Raw genomic sequence first — 17974 nt, 5'->3', positions numbered from 1 at the left:
CCGCTTCGTTTTCGCTGCGGCGCGGGGTGTGCATATTACGCTTTCCCGCTTCAGAGTCAAGCGTTTATTTTCGCTTTTCTCTGCTGACCCGGCGGCGTGTGTGCCGTTGTTCCGTGTCAGTGGAGGCGCATTATAGGGAGTTATTCTGAAGTGACAAGCACAAAATACAAAAAACTTTTCGTTCGCTCACTTTTCAAACTTAACGCTTATTTAAGTCGCGAATCGCCCGCTAAATGGGCAATTTCCCGCGCAAAACTGGCCACCTGCGACCAGTCGGTATAAACCACTTCTTTACGCGTATCGGTTTCGCCACCCGTCATCTTCATTATCAGGCGGATCATGAAGCGGTCATACCAGCGGTAGCGAGGATAGCGCAGCGCACCGGCAAAGACGGCGCACAGGTCTGGCTGCCACGGCGAGCCGAGCAAAAACTTGCGCGTGTAGCTGTTGGTCTGCGGCGTACGCTTCTCAGCTTTACGGGCAACCAGATTGACCGAGTAAAACGCGCCCGGCAATGTGTTGAGTACCGCCGTATGCTTTTTCACAAAGCGATCCAGCGCCGGATGGAAGTGTCCGTAACGAATGGAGGCGCCAATCACCACGCGATCGTACTCCTGCCAGGCAATCTCCTCCGCGCGATTCAGGTTCACCACATCCGAGTAAATGCCCAGCTCTTTTAATTCCGACGCCAGATACGCGGCAATCTCACGCGTTTGTCCGTCTCGCGTAGAGAAAAGAATCAGTGTTTTCATCAACGGCTCCTTATTCGCGCCAGAATGTTGGGGTGAACAGCACCAGCAGCGTAAAGACCTCAAGACGACCAAACAGCATATTGGCAATAAGGATCCATTTCGCAACCGGGTTCATGCTGGCAAAGTTATCCGCCACAACCCCCAGGCCAGGCCCGAGGTTGTTTAGTGTTGCGACGACGGACGCAAAAGCGGAGAAATCATCCACTCCCGTCGCGATGATCGCCAGCATGCTGACGATAAAGACCAGCGCATACGCCGAGAAGAACCCCCACACCGCTTCGAGGATACGTTCCGGCAGCGCGCGGTTCCCCAGCTTAATGCTGTAAACCGCATTCGGGTGGACCAGACGCTTCAGCTCACGGTTCCCCTGCTTGAACAGCAGCAGAATACGAATCACCTTCAGACCACCGCCCGTCGACCCGGCGCAGCCGCCGATAAACGCGGAGCACAACAGAAGTACCGGCAGGAACAGCGGCCAGCGCGCGATGCTGTCCGTGGTAAACCCGGCGGTCGTCGCCATCGACACCACCTGGAAAAACGCCTGATTGAGCGTGGTCAGCGCCGAGTTGTAAACATCATGGAACCACAGCACCAGGGTGCAGATGACGACCAGGGTAAGCTGGACGCCAATGAACATGCGGAACTCAGGATCGCGCCAGTACACCTTCAGGCTACGTCCGCTCAGTAAAGAGAAGTGCAGGCCGTAGTTACAGCCAGAGATCAGCAGGAAAATCGCAATGATGGTGTTAATCGTTGGGCTGTCGAAGTACCCCACGCTGGCATCGTGAGTGGAGAACCCGCCAATGGCAATTGTCGCAAAGCTGTGCCCGATAGCATCGAAGGCAGGCATCCCGGCAAACCACAGCGCCAGCGCGCAGGCTACCGTCAGCAAAACATAAATCAACCACAGGGTTTTCGCCGTCTCGGCAATACGCGGACGCATCTTGTTGTCTTTCAACGGCCCCGGCATTTCAGCCCTGTACAGCTGCATCCCCCCGACGCCCAGAATCGGCAGGATGGCCACCGCCAGGACGATGATCCCCATCCCCCCGAACCACTGCAGCATCTGGCGATAAAAGAGAATAGCGTGGGGTAACGAATCCAGCCCCACCAGCGTCGTCGCACCAGTGGTCGTTAAACCGGAAAACGATTCAAAAAAGGCATCCGTGATGCTGAGGTTAGGCTGCTCAGAGAAGATAAAGGGCAGCGAACCGACGCTTCCCAGCACCGTCCAGAACAGGACCACAATCAGAAAGCCTTCACGAGATTTCAGTTCACCTTTCTGACGACGGTTCGGCCACCACAGCAGCGAGCCGATCGCCAGCGCGACAAAGAAGGTCTGGGTAAAAGCCCGCCCCGCGCCGTCCCGGTAGATAAGCGCCACCAGTCCAGGGAGAATCATCGTCCCCGAAAAGAGTATGACCAGCAGTCCAACGATTCGGGTTATGGCACGAAAATGCATCTCTGCCGCTTCCTTTGGTATTCAAAAAGTGAGGTGGGGATTATTCTTCAATCGGCAGCAATTGCAACGAACCGCGACTGAAATCAGCCAGTTTTGCTGAAAAAGCAGCCAGTTCTGCCTGAGGAAGCGCCACGCGTAATTGCACCATTGCCTGGTAATCACTGTGCGCAATCACGCCGTTAAATTGTTTGAGCAGTGTTTCAATGCCCGATAGCTGAGCGTAATCGCACAATAAAGTATATTCGGTGAGCGGCGTTTTGCGGGTGGTCGTCAGGATATTCAGTGCCTGCTGAACGCCGCCGCCATACGCTTTTACCAGCCCACCCGTACCTAACAGGATGCCGCCGTAGTAGCGCACCACCACGGCGGTAATTTCACCCACGCCGCTGCCCATCAGCTGGGAGAGCATGGGTTTACCGGCTGTGCCCGCCGGTTCACCGTCGTCTGAAAAACCGAGCTGTTGCGAATCGTCCGGTGGCCCTGCCACCCACGCCACGCAGTGGTGACGTGCGTCAGGGTGCTCCGCGCGAACGGACTCGACAAACGCTTTCGCCGCCTCTACGCCGTCGGTGTGCGCCAGCAGCGTAATAAAGCGGCTTTTCTTGATTTCCTCAACAAAGGTGACCGGTTCAGCCGGTATCAGCCAGCTTTCCATCAGGCCAGCTTCAGGTCTCGCGTCATATTCTCGATACCGTTCTCGTGAACCACCACGTTATCTTCGATACGAATGCCGCCAAACGGTTTCAGCGCGTCGATTTTTTCCCAGTTGAAGTGCTTGCTGAACTGCCCTTCACGCCACGGCGCCAGCAGGGATTCAATAAAGTAGATCCCCGGCTCGATGGTCAATACCATGCGCGGCTCAAGAATACGGGTGCAGCGCAGGTAAGGATATTTAGACGGTGCCGCCAGGTGCGTGCCGGTATCATCCTGCATGAAGCCCGCAACGTCGTGAACCTGCAGGCCCAGCGGGTGGCCGATGCCGTGCGGCATGAATGGTCCAGTCAGGTCGTTTTCGACCATCGCCTCTTCGCTCATGTCTTTCACAATCTGATGCTTACGCAGCAGTTTAGCAATGCGCTGATGGAACTGGATGTGGTAATCCACGTAGCTGGTTCCGGCCTTCATGGTGCCAATCAGCGCCAGCTGTTCGTCGTTGACGTCCTTAATAAGCTGCGCAAAATCGGTATCCGCATTCGCCGCCCAGGTGCGGGTCAGATCGGCCGCATAGCCGTTGTACTCTGCGCCTGCGTCCAGCAGGAAGCTGCGCATCTCAGACGGAACCTGATGATCCAGTTTGGTGTAGTGGAGAACAGACGCATGCTCATTCAGCGCGACGATGTTGCTGTACGGTACGTCGGTGTCACGATGACCGGTTGCGGTCAGGTAGGCCAGGTTGATGTCGAACTCGCTCATGCCTGACTGGAACGCTTCGTGCGCGGCGCGGTGGCCATTCACCGCCGTTTTTTGCGCTTCACGCATGCAGTAGAGTTCATAGTCGGTTTTATACGCGCGGTAATAGTGCAGGTAATCCAGCACGCCTTTCGGATTGAGTTTGTCTGCCGGAATATCCAGACCGAGCGCACGTTCAGGTACAGGGCCAATGTAGCCGATGTTGCCGCGCGCCGCTGGCAGCTGGCTGCCAATGCCGTCCGCTTTTGGCAGGGCGATCACCTCAATTTCTTCGGTCCAGAAAGAGGTCGGCAGCGGTTCGACGTTGTGCCAGTAATCAACCGGCAGGTAGAACCACAGTTTCGGCTTGTTCACGCCGTCCACCAGCAGCCAGCAATTCGGAACCTGTGTCACCGGCACCCAGGCTTTAAACTGCGGGTTAACCTTAAACGGATAGGCGTGGTCATCAAGAAAAGTATTCATCAGCTCGCCGGAGTGGATCAGAAGAGCATCCAGCTTGAAGCGGGCCAGTACATCGCGGGTACGTTCCTGTAGGGTAACGATATGATTTTTATAAAGCGAAGCCAGTGAGTCCATCATTCTTCCTTTCGTTTTTTTGACCTCAAGTCATCGCATCTTAGCACACCTCACTCCGGCTGCGTGATTTCCACCGACCGTGATCAACGCAGCAATTTCTTAATGAGTAATTTGCATTTTATTAACATAAATTCCACACTCCGTCTCATCTGGTATGACCAGATCCACTTGCTGGATTCAGGAGACTGACATGCTTTACAAAGGCGACACCCTGTACCTCAACTGGCTGGAAGATGGCATTGCCGAACTGGTGTTCGATGCCCCCGGCTCAGTGAATAAGCTTGATACCGCGACGGTGGCCAGTCTTGGCCAGGCGCTGGAAGTACTTGAAAAGCAATCTGAATTAAAAGGGCTGCTGCTGCGTTCGAACAAAGCGGCCTTTATTGTCGGTGCCGATATCACCGAATTTCTTTCGCTGTTCCAGGTTCCGGAAGAACAGCTGAGCCAGTGGCTGCACTTTGCCAACAGCGTCTTTAATCGTCTGGAAGATCTGCCTGTTCCAACGATCTCTGCCGTGAACGGCTACGCACTGGGTGGCGGCTGCGAGTGCGTGCTGGCGACCGACTACCGTCTGGCGACGCCGGACCTGCGTATCGGCCTGCCGGAAACCAAGCTGGGCATCATGCCGGGCTTTGGCGGTTCCGTGCGTATGCCGCGCATGCTGGGCGCCGACAGCGCCCTGGAAATCATTGCCGCTGGTAAAGACGTGGGTGCAGAACAGGCGCAGAAAATCGGCCTGGTCGACGGCGTCGTGAAACCAGAGAAGCTGGTTGAAGGTGCACTCGCCATTCTGCGCCAGGCGATTAACGGCGATTTGAACTGGAAAGCCAAACGTCAGCCGAAGCTGGAGCCGTTAAAGCTCAGCAAGATTGAAGCCACCATGAGCTTCACCATCGCCAAAGGCGTGGTGATGCAGACGGCGGGTAAACACTACCCGGCGCCAATCACGGCGGTGAAAACCATTGAAGCGGCAGCCCGCTTTGGCCGCGACGAAGCCCTGAAACTGGAAAACCAGAGCTTTGTTCCGCTGGCGCACACCAATGAAGCCCGCGCGCTGGTTGGCATCTTCCTCAACGATCAGTTCGTGAAAGGCAAAGCCAAACAGCTGACCAAAAACGTTGAGACGCCAAAACACGCGGCGGTACTCGGCGCCGGTATTATGGGCGGCGGCATCGCTTACCAGTCGGCCTGGAAAGGCGTGCCGGTAGTGATGAAAGACATCAACGAGAAATCTCTGACGCTGGGCATGACCGAAGCCGCCAAGCTGCTGAATAAACAGCTTGAGCGCGGAAAAATTGACGGGCTGAAGCTCGCAGGCGTGATCTCAACCATCCAGCCTGTGCTGGAATACAGCGGTTTCGACCGTGTGGACGTGGTGGTTGAAGCGGTCGTTGAGAACCCGAAAGTCAAAAAAGCGGTGCTGGCGGAAACGGAAGACAAGGTTCGCCCGGACGCCGTCCTGGCCTCAAACACCTCCACCATCCCCATCAGCGAACTGGCGAGCGTGCTGAAGCGTCCGGAAAACTTCTGCGGAATGCACTTCTTCAACCCGGTACACCGTATGCCACTGGTCGAAGTGATCCGTGGAGAAAAAACCTCTGACGAAACCATCGCTAAAGTCGTGGCGTGGGCAAGCAAGATGGGTAAAACGCCGATCGTCGTTAATGACTGCCCAGGTTTCTTTGTGAACCGCGTGCTGTTCCCGTACTTCGCCGGCTTCAGCCAGCTGCTGCGCGACGGCGCGGACTTCCGCAAAATCGACAAAGTAATGGAAAAACAGTTCGGCTGGCCGATGGGCCCGGCGTATCTGCTGGACGTCGTCGGCATTGATACCGCCCACCACGCGCAGGCCGTCATGGCGGCGGGCTTCCCGCAGCGCATGCAGAAAGATTATCGCGATGCCATTGACGCCCTCTTTGACGCCAACCGCTTCGGACAGAAAAACGGCCTGGGCTTCTGGCGTTATAAAGAAGACAGCAAAGGCAAACCGAAGAAAGAAGAAGATGCGGCGGTGGATGGCCTGCTGGCCGACGTATGCCAGCCGAAACGCGACTTCACCGACGACGAAATTATTGCCCGCATGATGATTCCGATGATCAACGAAGTGGTCCGTTGCCTGGAAGAAGGCATTATCGCCAGCCCGGCAGAAGCGGATATGGCGTTGGTATATGGCCTGGGCTTCCCTCCGTTCCACGGCGGCGCGTTCCGCTGGCTGGATACGCTCGGCAGCGCCCGCTATCTCGATATGGCGCAGCAGTATCAGCACCTCGGCCCGCTTTATGAAGTGCCGGAAGGGCTGCGTAACAAAGCGCGCCATAACGAACCCTACTATCCAGCAGTTGAGCCAGCCCGTCCGGTTGGCGCGCTGAAAACGGCTTAAGGAGTCACAATGGAAAAGGTTGTCATTGTTGATGCGATTCGCACCCCGATGGGCCGTTCAAAAGGCGGTGCGTTCCGTAACGTGCGCGCGGAAGACCTCTCCGCGCACCTGATGCGTAGCCTGCTGGCACGTAACCCGGCGCTGGACCCAGCAGCGCTCGACGATATCTACTGGGGCTGCGTGCAGCAAACGCTGGAGCAGGGCTTCAACATCGCCCGCAACGCGTCGCTGCTGGCGGAGATCCCGCATTCGGTTCCGGCCGTTACCGTCAACCGCCTGTGTGGTTCGTCGATGCAGGCCCTGCACGACGCGGCGCGCATGATCATGACCGGCGATGCGCAGGCCTGTCTGGTCGGCGGCGTTGAACACATGGGCCATGTGCCGATGAGCCACGGGGTCGATTTCCATCCGGGCATGAGCCGCAACGTGGCGAAAGCCGCAGGCATGATGGGCCTTACCGCCGAGATGCTCTCCCGCCTGCACGGTATCAGTCGTGAAATGCAGGATGCTTTTGCCGCGCGCTCTCACGCCCGCGCCTGGGCCGCCACGCAGTCCGGAGCCTTCAAGAATGAGATCATCCCGACCGGGGGCCACGATGCAGACGGCGTACTGAAGCAGTTCAGCTACGACGAAGTCATTCGCCCGGAAACGACGGTCGAAGCGCTTTCTACCCTACGTCCGGCATTTGATCCGGTCACCGGTACGGTAACAGCAGGGACGTCGTCGGCGCTGTCCGACGGTGCCGCCGCGATGCTGGTGATGAGCGAAAGCCGCGCCCGCGAATTGGGCCTGACGCCACGCGCTCGCGTGCGTTCGATGGCGGTGGTGGGCTGCGATCCTTCAATCATGGGTTACGGCCCGGTTCCGGCCTCGAAGCTGGCGCTGAAAAAAGCGGGCTTAACTGCCAGCGATATCGATCTGTTCGAGATGAACGAAGCGTTTGCCGCGCAGATCCTGCCGTGCATTAAAGATCTGGGGCTGATGGAGCAGATCGACGAGAAGATTAACCTCAACGGCGGCGCGATCGCCCTCGGCCACCCGCTGGGCTGTTCCGGGGCGCGTATCAGCACGACGCTGATTAACCTGATGGAACGCAAAGATGCCCAGTTTGGTCTGGCAACGATGTGTATCGGCCTGGGTCAGGGTATCGCGACGGTGTTTGAGAGAGTGTAAGTAAGGAAAAGTATCTCAAAGCCAATGACGTCAGAACAAGGCGGCAAGCGAGCGAATCCCGATGAGCTTACATTAGTAAGTGATTCGGGTGACCGAGCGCAGCCAACGCAGTTATGGCGTCATTGGCGAAGAGAGACAGTTTAGTTGCCGTTCTTCCCGCCTGTCAGGGGCGGGTTTTTTATTTAAATGAAGGCAAACGCATCGCCAAACAGGCGATCTTCACGCGCATCGCGTTCGTTACAGAACAGGTCGCGCGCAATTTTCGCCATCTCGAAACGGCCTGCAATGTAGATATCATGTCCCGCCAGCGTGCCGTGATCCTGCAGTACCGCCGTCAGCACCGTCCCGCTACGTCCACGCCAGCCCTCTTCCGGCTGCTCGACCACTGGCTCAATGCGCAGGTTAGGATGGTTAACGCTCAGCGCTTCCAGTTCAGACAGGTCGTACAGGTGCTTCTCTTCACGGCCGCCCCAGTAGATGGTGATGTCACGGTCTGGATTACGCGCCAGCGCGGTCAACAGAATAGAGCGCACATAGGAGAAGCCCGTACCGCCCGCGATCAGAATCAGCGGACGGTCTTCGTCATCACGCAACCACGCGTCGCCGTGAGGAATGTCGACCACAATCTCACGCTCTTTCAGGATGCGGTCCATCACGGCCATCGCGTACAGGTTAAGCTCAGACGCACCAATATGCAGCTCAATAAATTCCTGCTCTGCTGGCGTAGAGGCCATAGAGAAAGGACGCTTATCACGCTCATCCATCACCACCATCAGGTACTGGCCGGCACGGAATGAGAATGCCGCTTCAGGAACCAAACGGACGCGATATACGGTGTCGGTAATAGCATCTACCGACGTCACTTTACAGCTTAAGGTTGTCATTCGCTCTCTCTGTCGGGAAGTCTATAGGGCTTAACGGTCAGCTCAGGGTTTACCGTTATTCATTATGGCCAGTTCGTCCCAGATCGCGTCAATTCGCGCGGTCACAGCAGGATCTTTTTTGATCGGGCGACCCCATTCACGGTCGGTTTCGCCAGGCCATTTATTTGTGGCATCCAGTCCCATCTTTGAGCCAAGACCGGAAACCGGCGAGGCAAAATCCAGATAATCTATCGGCGTATTTTCGACTAACACCGTATCACGCGCAGGATCCATTCGCGTGGTTATCGCCCAGATAACGTCGTTCCAGTCACGGGCGTTAACGTCATCATCGCAGACAATAACAAATTTGGTATACATAAACTGGCGCAGGAAAGACCATACGCCCATCATCACGCGTTTAGCATGTCCGGGATACTGCTTCTTCATCGTGACCACCGCCATGCGATACGAGCATCCTTCAGGCGGCAGATAAAAATCAACGATTTCCGGAAACTGCTTTTGCAGGATCGGCACAAATACTTCGTTCAGCGCCACGCCGAGCACCGCCGGTTCATCCGGTGGGCGGCCAGTATAGGTGGAGTGATAAATCGCATCTTCACGCTGAGTAACATGCGTGACGGTAAACACCGGGAAGTTATCCACTTCGTTGTAATAGCCGGTGTGGTCGCCGTATGGGCCTTCTGGCGCCATTTCACCCTGCTCAATGTAACCTTCCAGCACAATTTCGGCGCTGGCCGGCACTTCGAGATCGTTGGAGATACACTTCACGACCTCGGTTTTAGTCCCGCGCAGCAGGCCAGCAAACGCATATTCAGAGAGCGTATCCGGTACGGGCGTGACCGCCCCCAGAATGGTGGCCGGATCGGCACCTAACGCGACAGACACCGGGAACCGTTCACCCGGATGTGCAGCACACCACTCCTGGAAATCCAGCGCGCCGCCGCGGTGCGACAGCCAGCGCATGATGAGCTTATTCTTGCCAATCAGCTGCTGGCGATAAATACCGAGGTTTTGCCGCTCTTTATGCGGTCCGCGCGTCACGGTGAGGCCCCAGGTGATCAGCGGCGCAGCATCTTCAGGCCAGCACTGCATGATAGGGATTTTGGTGAGATCCACCGCATCGCCTTCCAGCACTTTCTGCTGACACGGCGCGCCGCGCAGGCGTTTGGTGGGCATGTTCAGCACATGCTTAAACTGCGGCAGCTTATCGAACAGATCGCGGAAACCTTTCGGTGGCTCAGGCTCTTTCAGAAATGCCAGCAGTTTCCCCACTTCACGCAGGGCGGTAACGTCTTCCTGCCCCATTCCCAGCGCGACACGACGCGGGGTGCCAAACAGGTTGCACAGCACCGGCATTGAGTAACCTTTTGGATTTTCAAACAGTAATGCAGGGCCACCGGCACGCAGGGTGCGGTCAGCAATTTCTGTCATTTCCAGATAAGGATCAACAGGAAGTGTAATGCGTTTCAGTTCACCCTGCTTTTCCAGCAGCGTCAGGAAGTCGCGGAGATCGTGGTATTTCATGCAGTTAGTCATGGCCTCTCTGTAAGCGCTTCATTATACGGCGTAAGCCTGCTTGATGCTGTAATTTTGTTAAATTAGCGTGAACTTATCCGCTGTGTTCGAATTTCCCCCATTATAATCAACTTAGCGATCCCTCCAGGGTTTTGATATGCTTGCGCCCCGAACTAAGGGAAAGAGTGATTATGCAGGCCTGGTATTTACTGTATTGCAAACGCGGGCAACTTCAGCGCGCGCAGGAACATCTTGAACGTCAGTCTGTAAATTGTCTGACACCCGTGATCACGCTTGAAAAAATGCAGCGCGGGAAGCGCACAACCGTCAGTGAGCCTTTATTCCCGAACTATCTGTTCGTGGAGTTCGACCCTGAGGTGATCCACACCACTACCATCAGCGCAACGCGCGGCGTCAGCCACTTCGTTCGTTTTGGTGCCCACCCGGCAATCGTTCCGTCGACCGTCATTCATCAGCTGTCTGTTTATCAACAGCCTGAAGGGATCACCGACCCGGAAACCCCTTACGCGGGTGATAGCGTCGTCATTACCGAAGGCGCATTCGAAGGCCTGCAGGCGATTTTCGCCGAGCCGGACGGTGAAGCGCGCTCCATGCTGTTGCTCAATCTGCTGAACAAGCAGGTGCTGCAGAGCGTGAAAAACACCGACTTCCGCAAAGTTTAAACGTTTATCCCGAACAGGCGACGCACGTTGTCATCCGTCTGCGCGGAAAGCCAGTGCGGATCCTCTCCGCGCCAGTGCGCTACGCGCTCAACAATGTGCCCCAGCAAGGCGGGCTCGTTTCGCCGCGATGCCGGTTTGGGCTTCATATCTCGCGGCAGCAGGTATGGCGCATCGGTTTCAAGAAGCAAACGGTCTGCCGGGATTATCGGCAGCAGCTCGCGAAGCTCAAGCCCGCGGCGCTCATCACACACCCAACCGGTGATCCCCAGATACAAACCGCGGTTCAGGCAATCCAGCGCTTCCTGGCGAGACCCGGTGAAGCAGTGGAGCACTGCGCCGGGCAGTTTATCCAGCCACGGGTCCAGCAGTGCGAGAAAACGTTCATGCGCGTCGCGACAGTGCATAAAGACGGGCATTTCAAGCTCTGCCGCCAGCGCAAGCTGGGCAGTGAACGCCTTTTCCTGTTCTTCAGGCGTGGAGAAGTTGCGGTTAAAATCGAGCCCGCACTCGCCAATAGCCACCACCTCTGCCGTTTTTGCCAGCGTGCGCAGGGTTTCTACGCTCTCCGCCGTCCACTGACTGCTGTCATGAGGGTGGACGCCGGCGGTTGACCAGCAGTGTTGATAGCGTTGCGCCAACAGCAGCGCCTGCTCGCTCTCATGCAGGTTGGTCCCGGTCAGGAGCAGCCCTTTTACGCCAGCCTCAAAAGCACGCGCAACCACCTCGTCACGATCTTTCGCAAACTGCGAGCTGGTCAGGTTGAGTCCGATATCAAACATGCGATTCCCCATAGAACAACCGCCCTGACGGGCGGCTGGTTTTACTCTTCAGTGGTCTTTTCGGACGCATCGTCTTCATCGTCCGACCGGCGTCCTTTTCCCACGTAGAAACGCGAGAAGAATACGCCAACCTCAAACAGGCAGTACATCGGTATTGCCAGCAGCGTTTGTGAGAAGACGTCCGGCGGCGTCAGCAGCATGCCGACTACGAAGGCGCCCACCAGAATATAGGGACGCTTCTTACGCAGGTCATCAGGGGTGGTTACCCCAACCCAGCAGAGCAGCACAATGGCCACCGGCACTTCAAATGCCACACCGAACGCCATAAACAGCGCCATCACAAAGCTGAGGTAGCTGGCGATATCCGTCGATACCTGAACCCCTTCCGGCGCGGTATGCGTCAGGAAGCCAAAGGCCAGCGGGAAGACAACGAAGTAGGCAAACGCCATGCCGATATAGAACAGCAGCGAACTGGAGACCAGCAGCGGGATCACCAGTTTACGTTCGTGCCTGTACAGTGCTGGCGCCACAAATGCCCATACCTGATAAAGGATGACGGGTGCAGACGCAATCAACGACACCCAGAAGGTTAGCTTAATCGGGGTGAAAAACGGTGATGCAACGTCTGTTGCAATCATCGTTGCCCCCAGCGGCATCTGCTTGATCAGCGGCGCAGAAACCACCTGATAAATATCGTTGGCGAAATAGACCAGGCACAGGAATATGAGGAATACCGCAATAATGCAGTTTAACAGGCGCTTACGCAGCTCAATAAGGTGCGCAATAAGCGGTTGAGTATCATCTACTGCCATAGTTACGCTTTATCACTCGACGAGGGGGATGATTCGGAAACGGGCGCGGCGGGTTTCGCTTCAGCCGCTTTTACCACCGGCTCTTCCGGCTGCGCCTGTTTTTTCAGTTCAGTTTCCTGCGGCGTTTGTTCAGGCGCTGCGGCCTGGTGCTCCGCACTCGCTGGCGTCACGCCCTCACGCTGCGCTTCGCTGTCCTTCACCACCGGGTTATGAATAGTGTTCGCTTCATCGCTCGCTTTTTCAGGATCGTTAACGCTGTAAGAGCGCTTCATGGATTCCGCCGCTTCGCGCAGCTCATCCATTGAGGCTTTCAGTTCCGGCGTCAGGTTATCCATGCTCGCCTTCTCAACCTTTTTCAGGCTTTCCTGAAATTCCTGCAGCTTAAGTTCCTGCGCCAGCTCGTTCTGAACGGTCGAAGCCAGCGATCTTAGCGCTCGAACCCAGCCCACGACGGTTTTCACCGCTACCGGCAGACGCTGCGGTCCCAGCACGATCAGACCAATCACAAAGACCAGCAGCAGCTCACTAAAACCAATGTCGAACACGACTTACACCTGCTCTTTATCGTGGCGTTTAGCGTCTTCCTTTTTGGCATCTTCCTGCTTATCGGAGATGGATTTAGCAGTAAAGTCAGCGTCCTGGCTGGTTTTATCCTGCTTGCTCTCATCATCGCTCATTGCTTTCTTGAAGCCTTTGATAGACGCGCCCAGATCGGAACCAATAGAACCGAGCTTTTTGGTGCCAAACAGCAGCACAACGATGACGGCAATAATGACTAATTGCCAGATACTGATACCACCCATACATATTCCTCAGGGATAGATGATTAATTGGTCAGGTCGCATTATACGTATGCGACCTGTCGATGGCGATGCAAACTCAGCGCGTTTTTCTCCATCCTGCAAGCCAGACAACAATCCCGCCAGCCATCAGCCAGGCGGGCATCATCTGCCAGTCAGGACGGTTGATCAGCAGCAGCGTACCGCTCAGCAGCAGCGTTGCGCCAATGCCAAAGAGGTAGCGTGACTGTCCCTGGCGCACACGGCTGGACTGAAGCTCGCGGGCGATTTTATCCATGCTGTGCTGAAGGTTCTTGCTCTGACGCAAACTGTCGTAAACCAGTTCAGGAATTTCAGGCATTTTTTCGATCCAGAACGGTCCTTTCTCTTTCAGCGAACGCACCAGCGCTGGAAGGCCAACCTGATCCTTAATCCAGGATTCCAGGAAAGGTTTAGCCGTCTTCCACAAGTCTAACTGAGGATAGAGTTGTCGACCTACACCCTCAACGTAAAGTAATGTTTTCTGAAGTAAAACTAACTGAGGCTGAACTTCCATATTAAAGCGGCGGGCCGTATTGAACAGGTTTAACAGCACGTGTCCAAAAGAGATCTCTGCCAGCGGTTTTTCAAAAATCGGTTCGCAAACGGTACGGATAGCAAACTCGAACTCTTCGACGTTGGTATCTGGCGGAACCCAGCCGGAATCCACATGCAGCTCGGCCACCTTACGGTAGTCGCGGTTGAAGAAGGCGATGAAGTTCTCAGCCAGATAACGTTTATCTTCTTTATTCAGCGAGCCCACAATTCCGCAGTCGATACCGATGTATTTCGGATCCTCAGGATGCTCATAGCTCACGAAGATATTGCCCGGATGCATGTCCGCATGGAAAAAACTGTCGCGGAATACCTGGGTAAAGAAGACCTGCACGCCACGTTCGGCCAGCAGCTTCATGTTCGTTCCCTGCTTCTCCAGGGCCACCACATCCGAAACCGGAATACCGTAGATGCGCTCCATGACCATCATGTTCTGGCTGCAATAGTCAGAATAGACTTCAGGCACGTAGAGCATCGGGCTGTTTTCAAAATTGCGGCGCAGCTGAATGGCGTTTGCCGATTCACGCAGCAGATTAAGCTCATCAATCAGCGTTTTTTCATATTCCCGCACCACTTCCATCGGGCGCAGTCGACGGCCGTCCGGCAGCAGACGCGGAACCCAGCGCGCCAGACGATAAATTAGCTTCATGTCGGCTTTGATAATCGGCAGGATATCCGGGCGGATCACCTTGATCACCACCTCTTTGCCGTTCTCTTTCAGACGCGCAGTGTGCACCTGAGCGATAGAAGCCGACGCCAGCGGTTCTATTTCGAAATCGTCAAACCAGGTTTCAACGGGAAGGTTACCCATCGCCTCCTCGATCTGTTTCTTCGCTCTCACCCCGTCAAACGGGGCGACACGGTCCTGCAGCATCGCCAGTTCATCGGCAATGTGCGGCGGGAAGAGATCGCGGCGAGTTGAGAGCATCTGTCCGAACTTAATCCATACCGGGCCGAGCTCCTGCAGCGCCAGACGCAGGCGTTCACCCAGCGGCTGACCTTTATGGCGATTTGGCATCCAGAACAGCGTCCGCCGCCAGATCCTGAGCGGCAGCGTGATACGCATTTTGGGGATGAGCTCGTCGAGCCCGTAACTCAAAAAGGTGTGGATGATAAAATAGAGGCGCCGAATTTCACCAGGCGTCATTTGCCCTCCAGTTTTTCCAGCCGTTTGCTTAGGGCATCAACCGCACGTTCAACCGCGGCCGTCTCTTCTGCGAACCACGCAACTTCCAGCGGCCCGGGCGCCATGCGCCACTCTTCGGTCAGCACTTCTGCGGCATAACGCTGTTGGCGTTGCAGATTTTTGCGCAGGAACGCCGTGCCGCCATGAATAACTTTCCCGATCCCTTCAGCGGCGATGTCGCCAATAAAAGGCGCCAGCAGCTCTGCCAGGTCAAACTCAGCCAGATCGCTGAGCGCAACGAAGTTCTGCACGACCTGGATATCGCCTTCCACTTCCAGCTCACCGCTGCGGATAAGCGCCGTTAATTGCTGGCGATCGCGCAGTTTTGGCAGCACGCTCATATGGGTAATGACCGAGCAATCAGCTTCACCTTCCCACTCACCCAGAACGTCAAGCTGACGTTCGCTGAAAACCAGCACGAGCGGCGTCGAGAACTCTTTTAACACAATGCGCAGTACCTTCCCGTTTAGCCGCTGACGTGCGGCTTTCAGCGCCGGAGCGCGATACAGGAAGGCATTCAGCACATTCTCGATGCCTGCAGTGACTAAGGGTTTAAAGGGCACGGGACACCTCCACTCAGAATTTGTAACCGCGATGCAGCGCGACGACACCCGCCGTCATGTTGAAGTACTCAACGTTCTCAAATTCCGCATCCTGCATCATGGCTTTTAAGGTGTCCTGATCCGGATGCATGCGAATTGATTCCGCAAGATAGCGATAGCTTTCCGCGTCGTTTGCCACCAGTTCGCCAATACGCGGCAGCACGTGGAAGGAATATGCGTCGTAGGCTTTGCTCAGCGGGTCGATAATCGGTTTAGAGAACTCGAGCACCAGCAGGCGTCCACCCGGCTTCAGCACGCGGTACATGGAACGCAGTGCTTTTTCTTTATCGGTGACGTTACGCAGACCGAAGGAAATCGTGATGCAGTCAAAAGTATTGTCCGGGAACGGCAGCGCTTCGGCGTTGGCCTGCACGTATTCCACATTACCCACCACGCCGATGTTACGCAGCTTTTCGCGTCCCATTTTAAGCATGGAGTCATTAATATCAGCCAGTACAACGCGACCGGTTTCGCCCACCAGACGGGAGAATTTCGCCGTCAGATCGCCCGTACCGCCAGCCAGATCGAGAACCGTTTGTCCACGACGCACACCGCTGCAGTCGATGGTGAAACGCTTCCACAAGCGATGAATGCCGAACGACATCAAGTCATTCATCACATCGTACTTCGCCGCCACGGAATGAAATACGTGGGCCACCATGTCAGCTTTCTGCGCTTTGGCTACAGTCTGAAAGCCAAAGTGCGTCGTGTCTTGTGAATCGTCAACCATTTCAGAGCCTGCTAATCAGTCAAATGTTCGTGAAGTGTAACAGATTGGGCGCAATTGCCCTACGATTCAACCACCGCGAAAGAAACGCGCAGGCTGCTCGTCTGGCGATAAATCCGCCGCTAAATCGTTGTCCTGGTTGGGGGTATTTTGTTCATCCCCGCCCTCACGCAGCCGGAACTCTTCGTCCTGGGCTGTCGCCTGTTCGACCAATTCCGGATTAATCTCGCGTTTAACCTCCACTCCCAGGCTGCGGAATGCTTCAGCCTGCGCCAGCAGGTTGCCACGCCCGGAGGAGAGCTTTTTCATCGCCTGGCGGTAGTTATCCTGCGCACGATCCAGGCTTTGCCCGACGGAGGACATATCGTCCACGAAGAGGCGCATTTTGTCGTACAGCTTGCTGGCGCGGTCGGCAATCTGCTGGGCGTTACGGCTCTGGTGTTCGTAGCGCCACAGGTTCGCAATGGTGCGTAAGGCCACCAGCAGCGTGGTGGGGCTGACCAGCATAATGTTATTTTTCAGCGCTTCGGTGATCAGTTCGGGCTGTCTGTCGAGCGCCAGCAAAAACGCGGGTTCGACCGGGATAAACATCAGCACGTAGTCCAGCGAGCGCAGCCCCGGCAGCTGCTGATAATCTTTTCTGCCCAGCAGGCGAATATGGTTACGCACGGAGGCAATGTGCTCCTGCAGCGCCGATTCGCGCGTACAGTCATCTTCAGCGTTGAAGTAGCGCTCATAGGCCACCAGCGTCATTTTGGCGTCAATGACCACATCTTTGCCCTGCGGCAGACGCACAATCACATCCGGCTGCATTCGCGAGCGGGCATCGTTTTCGATACTCACCTGCGTTTCGTATTCATACCCTTCCCGCAGGCCAGAGGCCTCCAGCACGCGGGTGAGCACCACTTCCCCCCAGTTACCCTGGGTTTTGTTATCGCCTTTCAGCGCCCGCGTCAGGTTGACCGCCTCCTGCGCCATCTGGGCATTCAGCTGTTGAAGATTGCGGATCTCATGCGCCAGCGTGTGGCGTTCGCGGGCTTCCTGACCAAAGCTGTCCTGTACCTGACGGCGAAAGCCGTCCAGCTGTTCGCGCAGCGGCGTCAGCAGGCTGTTCAGGCTCTGGCGATTTTGCTCATCAACGCGGCGGTTGCTGTGCTCGAAAATACGGTTGGCGAGGTTCTCGAACTGCTCGCTGAGGCGCTGCTCGCTGTTGATCATCTGGCGGATTTTGTCTTCGGCATGCAGCTGGGTGGATTCAAGGCGGGTAGTCACTTCGCGGAGATCGGCCTCCAGCGAGGTGTTGATATCACGCAGGTTACGCAGTTCGTTATTGAGCAGTTCACACTCGTCGCGCCAGTGGTCGCTTAGGGCAAGCTGCTGTTTTGCGGCGCTTAAATCGGCGACGATCTCTTCGCGTTCAGCCAGTTGCTCGGCCTTCTGCTGTGCATGCTGATAGCTGGATATCAGCCAGCCTATCGCCACGCCCGCCAGCGCAATTACCGCATAAATAAGGATTGAGATATCCACAATGCCCCCTGCATCAACGTATTACCCGCACAAAATAAGATTGTGCTGTATAAACGTCCAGTTTGAAAGGGTTTTCCTGCGAGGCGCTACGCAAAAAATAAAGGCCGAACGCGTCGGCCTTTTATCTCAGAGA

At 55.9% G+C, this 17974-nt stretch carries 17 protein-coding genes; 3 read left to right on the top strand and 14 right to left on the bottom strand.

The genetic code is table 11. The features are described 5' to 3' along the window. Positions 1 to 206: 206 nt before the first annotated feature. Genes hemG through pepQ form a run of 4 tightly spaced genes read right to left on the bottom strand, consistent with a single transcriptional unit; the run spans position 207 to position 4200 of the window. Complete coding sequence (hemG, locus tag IM294_RS20225) at positions 207 to 752, bottom strand: menaquinone-dependent protoporphyrinogen IX dehydrogenase (RefSeq protein WP_028014767.1); 546 nt, start codon at positions 750 to 752, stop codon at positions 207 to 209. A gap of 10 nt (positions 753 to 762) precedes the next feature. After that, complete coding sequence (trkH, locus tag IM294_RS20220) at positions 763 to 2214, bottom strand: Trk system potassium transporter TrkH (protein WP_013099227.1); 1452 nt, start codon at positions 2212 to 2214, stop codon at positions 763 to 765. Positions 2215 to 2254: 40 nt separating this feature from the next. Continuing rightward, a complete protein-coding gene (locus IM294_RS20215) occupies positions 2255 to 2869 on the bottom strand; it encodes an IMPACT family protein (protein WP_041911843.1) in 615 nt (204 codons plus the stop codon). Further along, positions 2869 to 4200 (bottom strand): Xaa-Pro dipeptidase, encoded by a 1332-nt coding sequence (pepQ, locus tag IM294_RS20210; protein WP_028014769.1) that lies wholly within the window; start codon positions 4198 to 4200, stop codon positions 2869 to 2871. Before pepQ ends, IM294_RS20215 begins: the two co-directional genes overlap by 1 nt. A gap of 190 nt (positions 4201 to 4390) precedes the next feature. Between pepQ and fadB the strand changes: the two genes are divergently transcribed. Then, entirely contained in the window at positions 4391 to 6580 is a 2190-nt protein-coding gene (gene fadB / locus IM294_RS20205; RefSeq protein WP_126818785.1) for a fatty acid oxidation complex subunit alpha FadB, read from the top strand. A gap of 9 nt (positions 6581 to 6589) precedes the next feature. Then, complete coding sequence (fadA, locus tag IM294_RS20200; RefSeq protein WP_008501515.1) at positions 6590 to 7753, top strand: acetyl-CoA C-acyltransferase FadA; 1164 nt, start codon at positions 6590 to 6592, stop codon at positions 7751 to 7753. Positions 7754 to 7935: 182 nt separating this feature from the next. On the opposite strand, the gene fre is transcribed toward fadA, so the two are convergent. Then, positions 7936 to 8637, bottom strand: coding sequence for an NAD(P)H-flavin reductase (gene fre / locus IM294_RS20195; protein ID WP_028014772.1), 702 nt, complete (start codon positions 8635 to 8637; stop codon positions 7936 to 7938). Positions 8638 to 8679: 42 nt separating this feature from the next. After that, positions 8680 to 10173: a 4-hydroxy-3-polyprenylbenzoate decarboxylase gene (ubiD, locus tag IM294_RS20190; protein ID WP_185860372.1), complete on the bottom strand. Its 1494-nt coding sequence runs from the start codon at positions 10171 to 10173 to the stop codon at positions 8680 to 8682. A 170-nt stretch (positions 10174 to 10343) separates the two neighbouring features. On the opposite strand from ubiD, the gene rfaH reads away from it, so the two are divergent. Continuing rightward, positions 10344 to 10835: a transcription/translation regulatory transformer protein RfaH gene (gene rfaH, locus IM294_RS20185; RefSeq protein WP_047366709.1), complete on the top strand. Its 492-nt coding sequence runs from the start codon at positions 10344 to 10346 to the stop codon at positions 10833 to 10835. Here rfaH and tatD read toward each other — a convergent pair. From tatD to rmuC, 8 genes are all read right to left on the bottom strand, one after another. After that, positions 10832 to 11614 carry a 3'-5' ssDNA/RNA exonuclease TatD gene (gene tatD, locus IM294_RS20180; protein WP_126818784.1) on the bottom strand — a complete coding sequence of 261 codons (783 nt, stop codon included), beginning with the start codon at positions 11612 to 11614 and terminating at the stop codon, positions 10832 to 10834. The two genes, rfaH and tatD, sit on opposite strands and share 4 nt — an antisense overlap. Positions 11615 to 11655: 41 nt before the next feature. Next, the gene (gene tatC / locus IM294_RS20175) at positions 11656 to 12426 is read right to left on the bottom strand and encodes a Sec-independent protein translocase subunit TatC (RefSeq protein ID WP_126818783.1); all 771 of its coding nucleotides are present in this window, start codon (positions 12424 to 12426) and stop codon (positions 11656 to 11658) included. Positions 12427 to 12428: 2 nt separating this feature from the next. Next, positions 12429 to 12971 (bottom strand): Sec-independent protein translocase protein TatB, encoded by a 543-nt coding sequence (gene tatB / locus IM294_RS20170; protein WP_028014776.1) that lies wholly within the window; start codon positions 12969 to 12971, stop codon positions 12429 to 12431. A 3-nt stretch (positions 12972 to 12974) separates the two neighbouring features. Beyond that, entirely contained in the window at positions 12975 to 13229 is a 255-nt protein-coding gene (gene tatA / locus IM294_RS20165) for a Sec-independent protein translocase subunit TatA (protein WP_013099238.1), read from the bottom strand. Between the two features lie 76 nt (positions 13230 to 13305). Further along, complete coding sequence (gene ubiB, locus IM294_RS20160; protein ID WP_126818782.1) at positions 13306 to 14946, bottom strand: ubiquinone biosynthesis regulatory protein kinase UbiB; 1641 nt, start codon at positions 14944 to 14946, stop codon at positions 13306 to 13308. Further along, positions 14943 to 15548 carry a ubiquinone biosynthesis protein UbiJ gene (gene ubiJ, locus IM294_RS20155; RefSeq protein ID WP_126818781.1) on the bottom strand — a complete coding sequence of 202 codons (606 nt, stop codon included), beginning with the start codon at positions 15546 to 15548 and terminating at the stop codon, positions 14943 to 14945. Before ubiJ ends, ubiB begins: the two co-directional genes overlap by 4 nt. A gap of 13 nt (positions 15549 to 15561) precedes the next feature. After that, complete coding sequence (gene ubiE, locus IM294_RS20150) at positions 15562 to 16317, bottom strand: bifunctional demethylmenaquinone methyltransferase/2-methoxy-6-polyprenyl-1,4-benzoquinol methylase UbiE (RefSeq protein WP_028014779.1); 756 nt, start codon at positions 16315 to 16317, stop codon at positions 15562 to 15564. Positions 16318 to 16383: 66 nt separating this feature from the next. Next, positions 16384 to 17841 (bottom strand): DNA recombination protein RmuC, encoded by a 1458-nt coding sequence (gene rmuC / locus IM294_RS20145; protein ID WP_126818780.1) that lies wholly within the window; start codon positions 17839 to 17841, stop codon positions 16384 to 16386. Between the last annotated feature and the right edge of the window lie 133 nt (positions 17842 to 17974).

Source organism: Enterobacter cloacae complex sp. P43RS (genome assembly GCF_014930585.1).
Classification (GTDB): Bacteria; Pseudomonadota; Gammaproteobacteria; order Enterobacterales; family Enterobacteriaceae; genus Enterobacter; species Enterobacter bugandensis.
The sequence above is the reverse complement of the archived record's forward strand: the minus strand, read 5'-3'. Positions and strand labels throughout refer to the sequence as shown.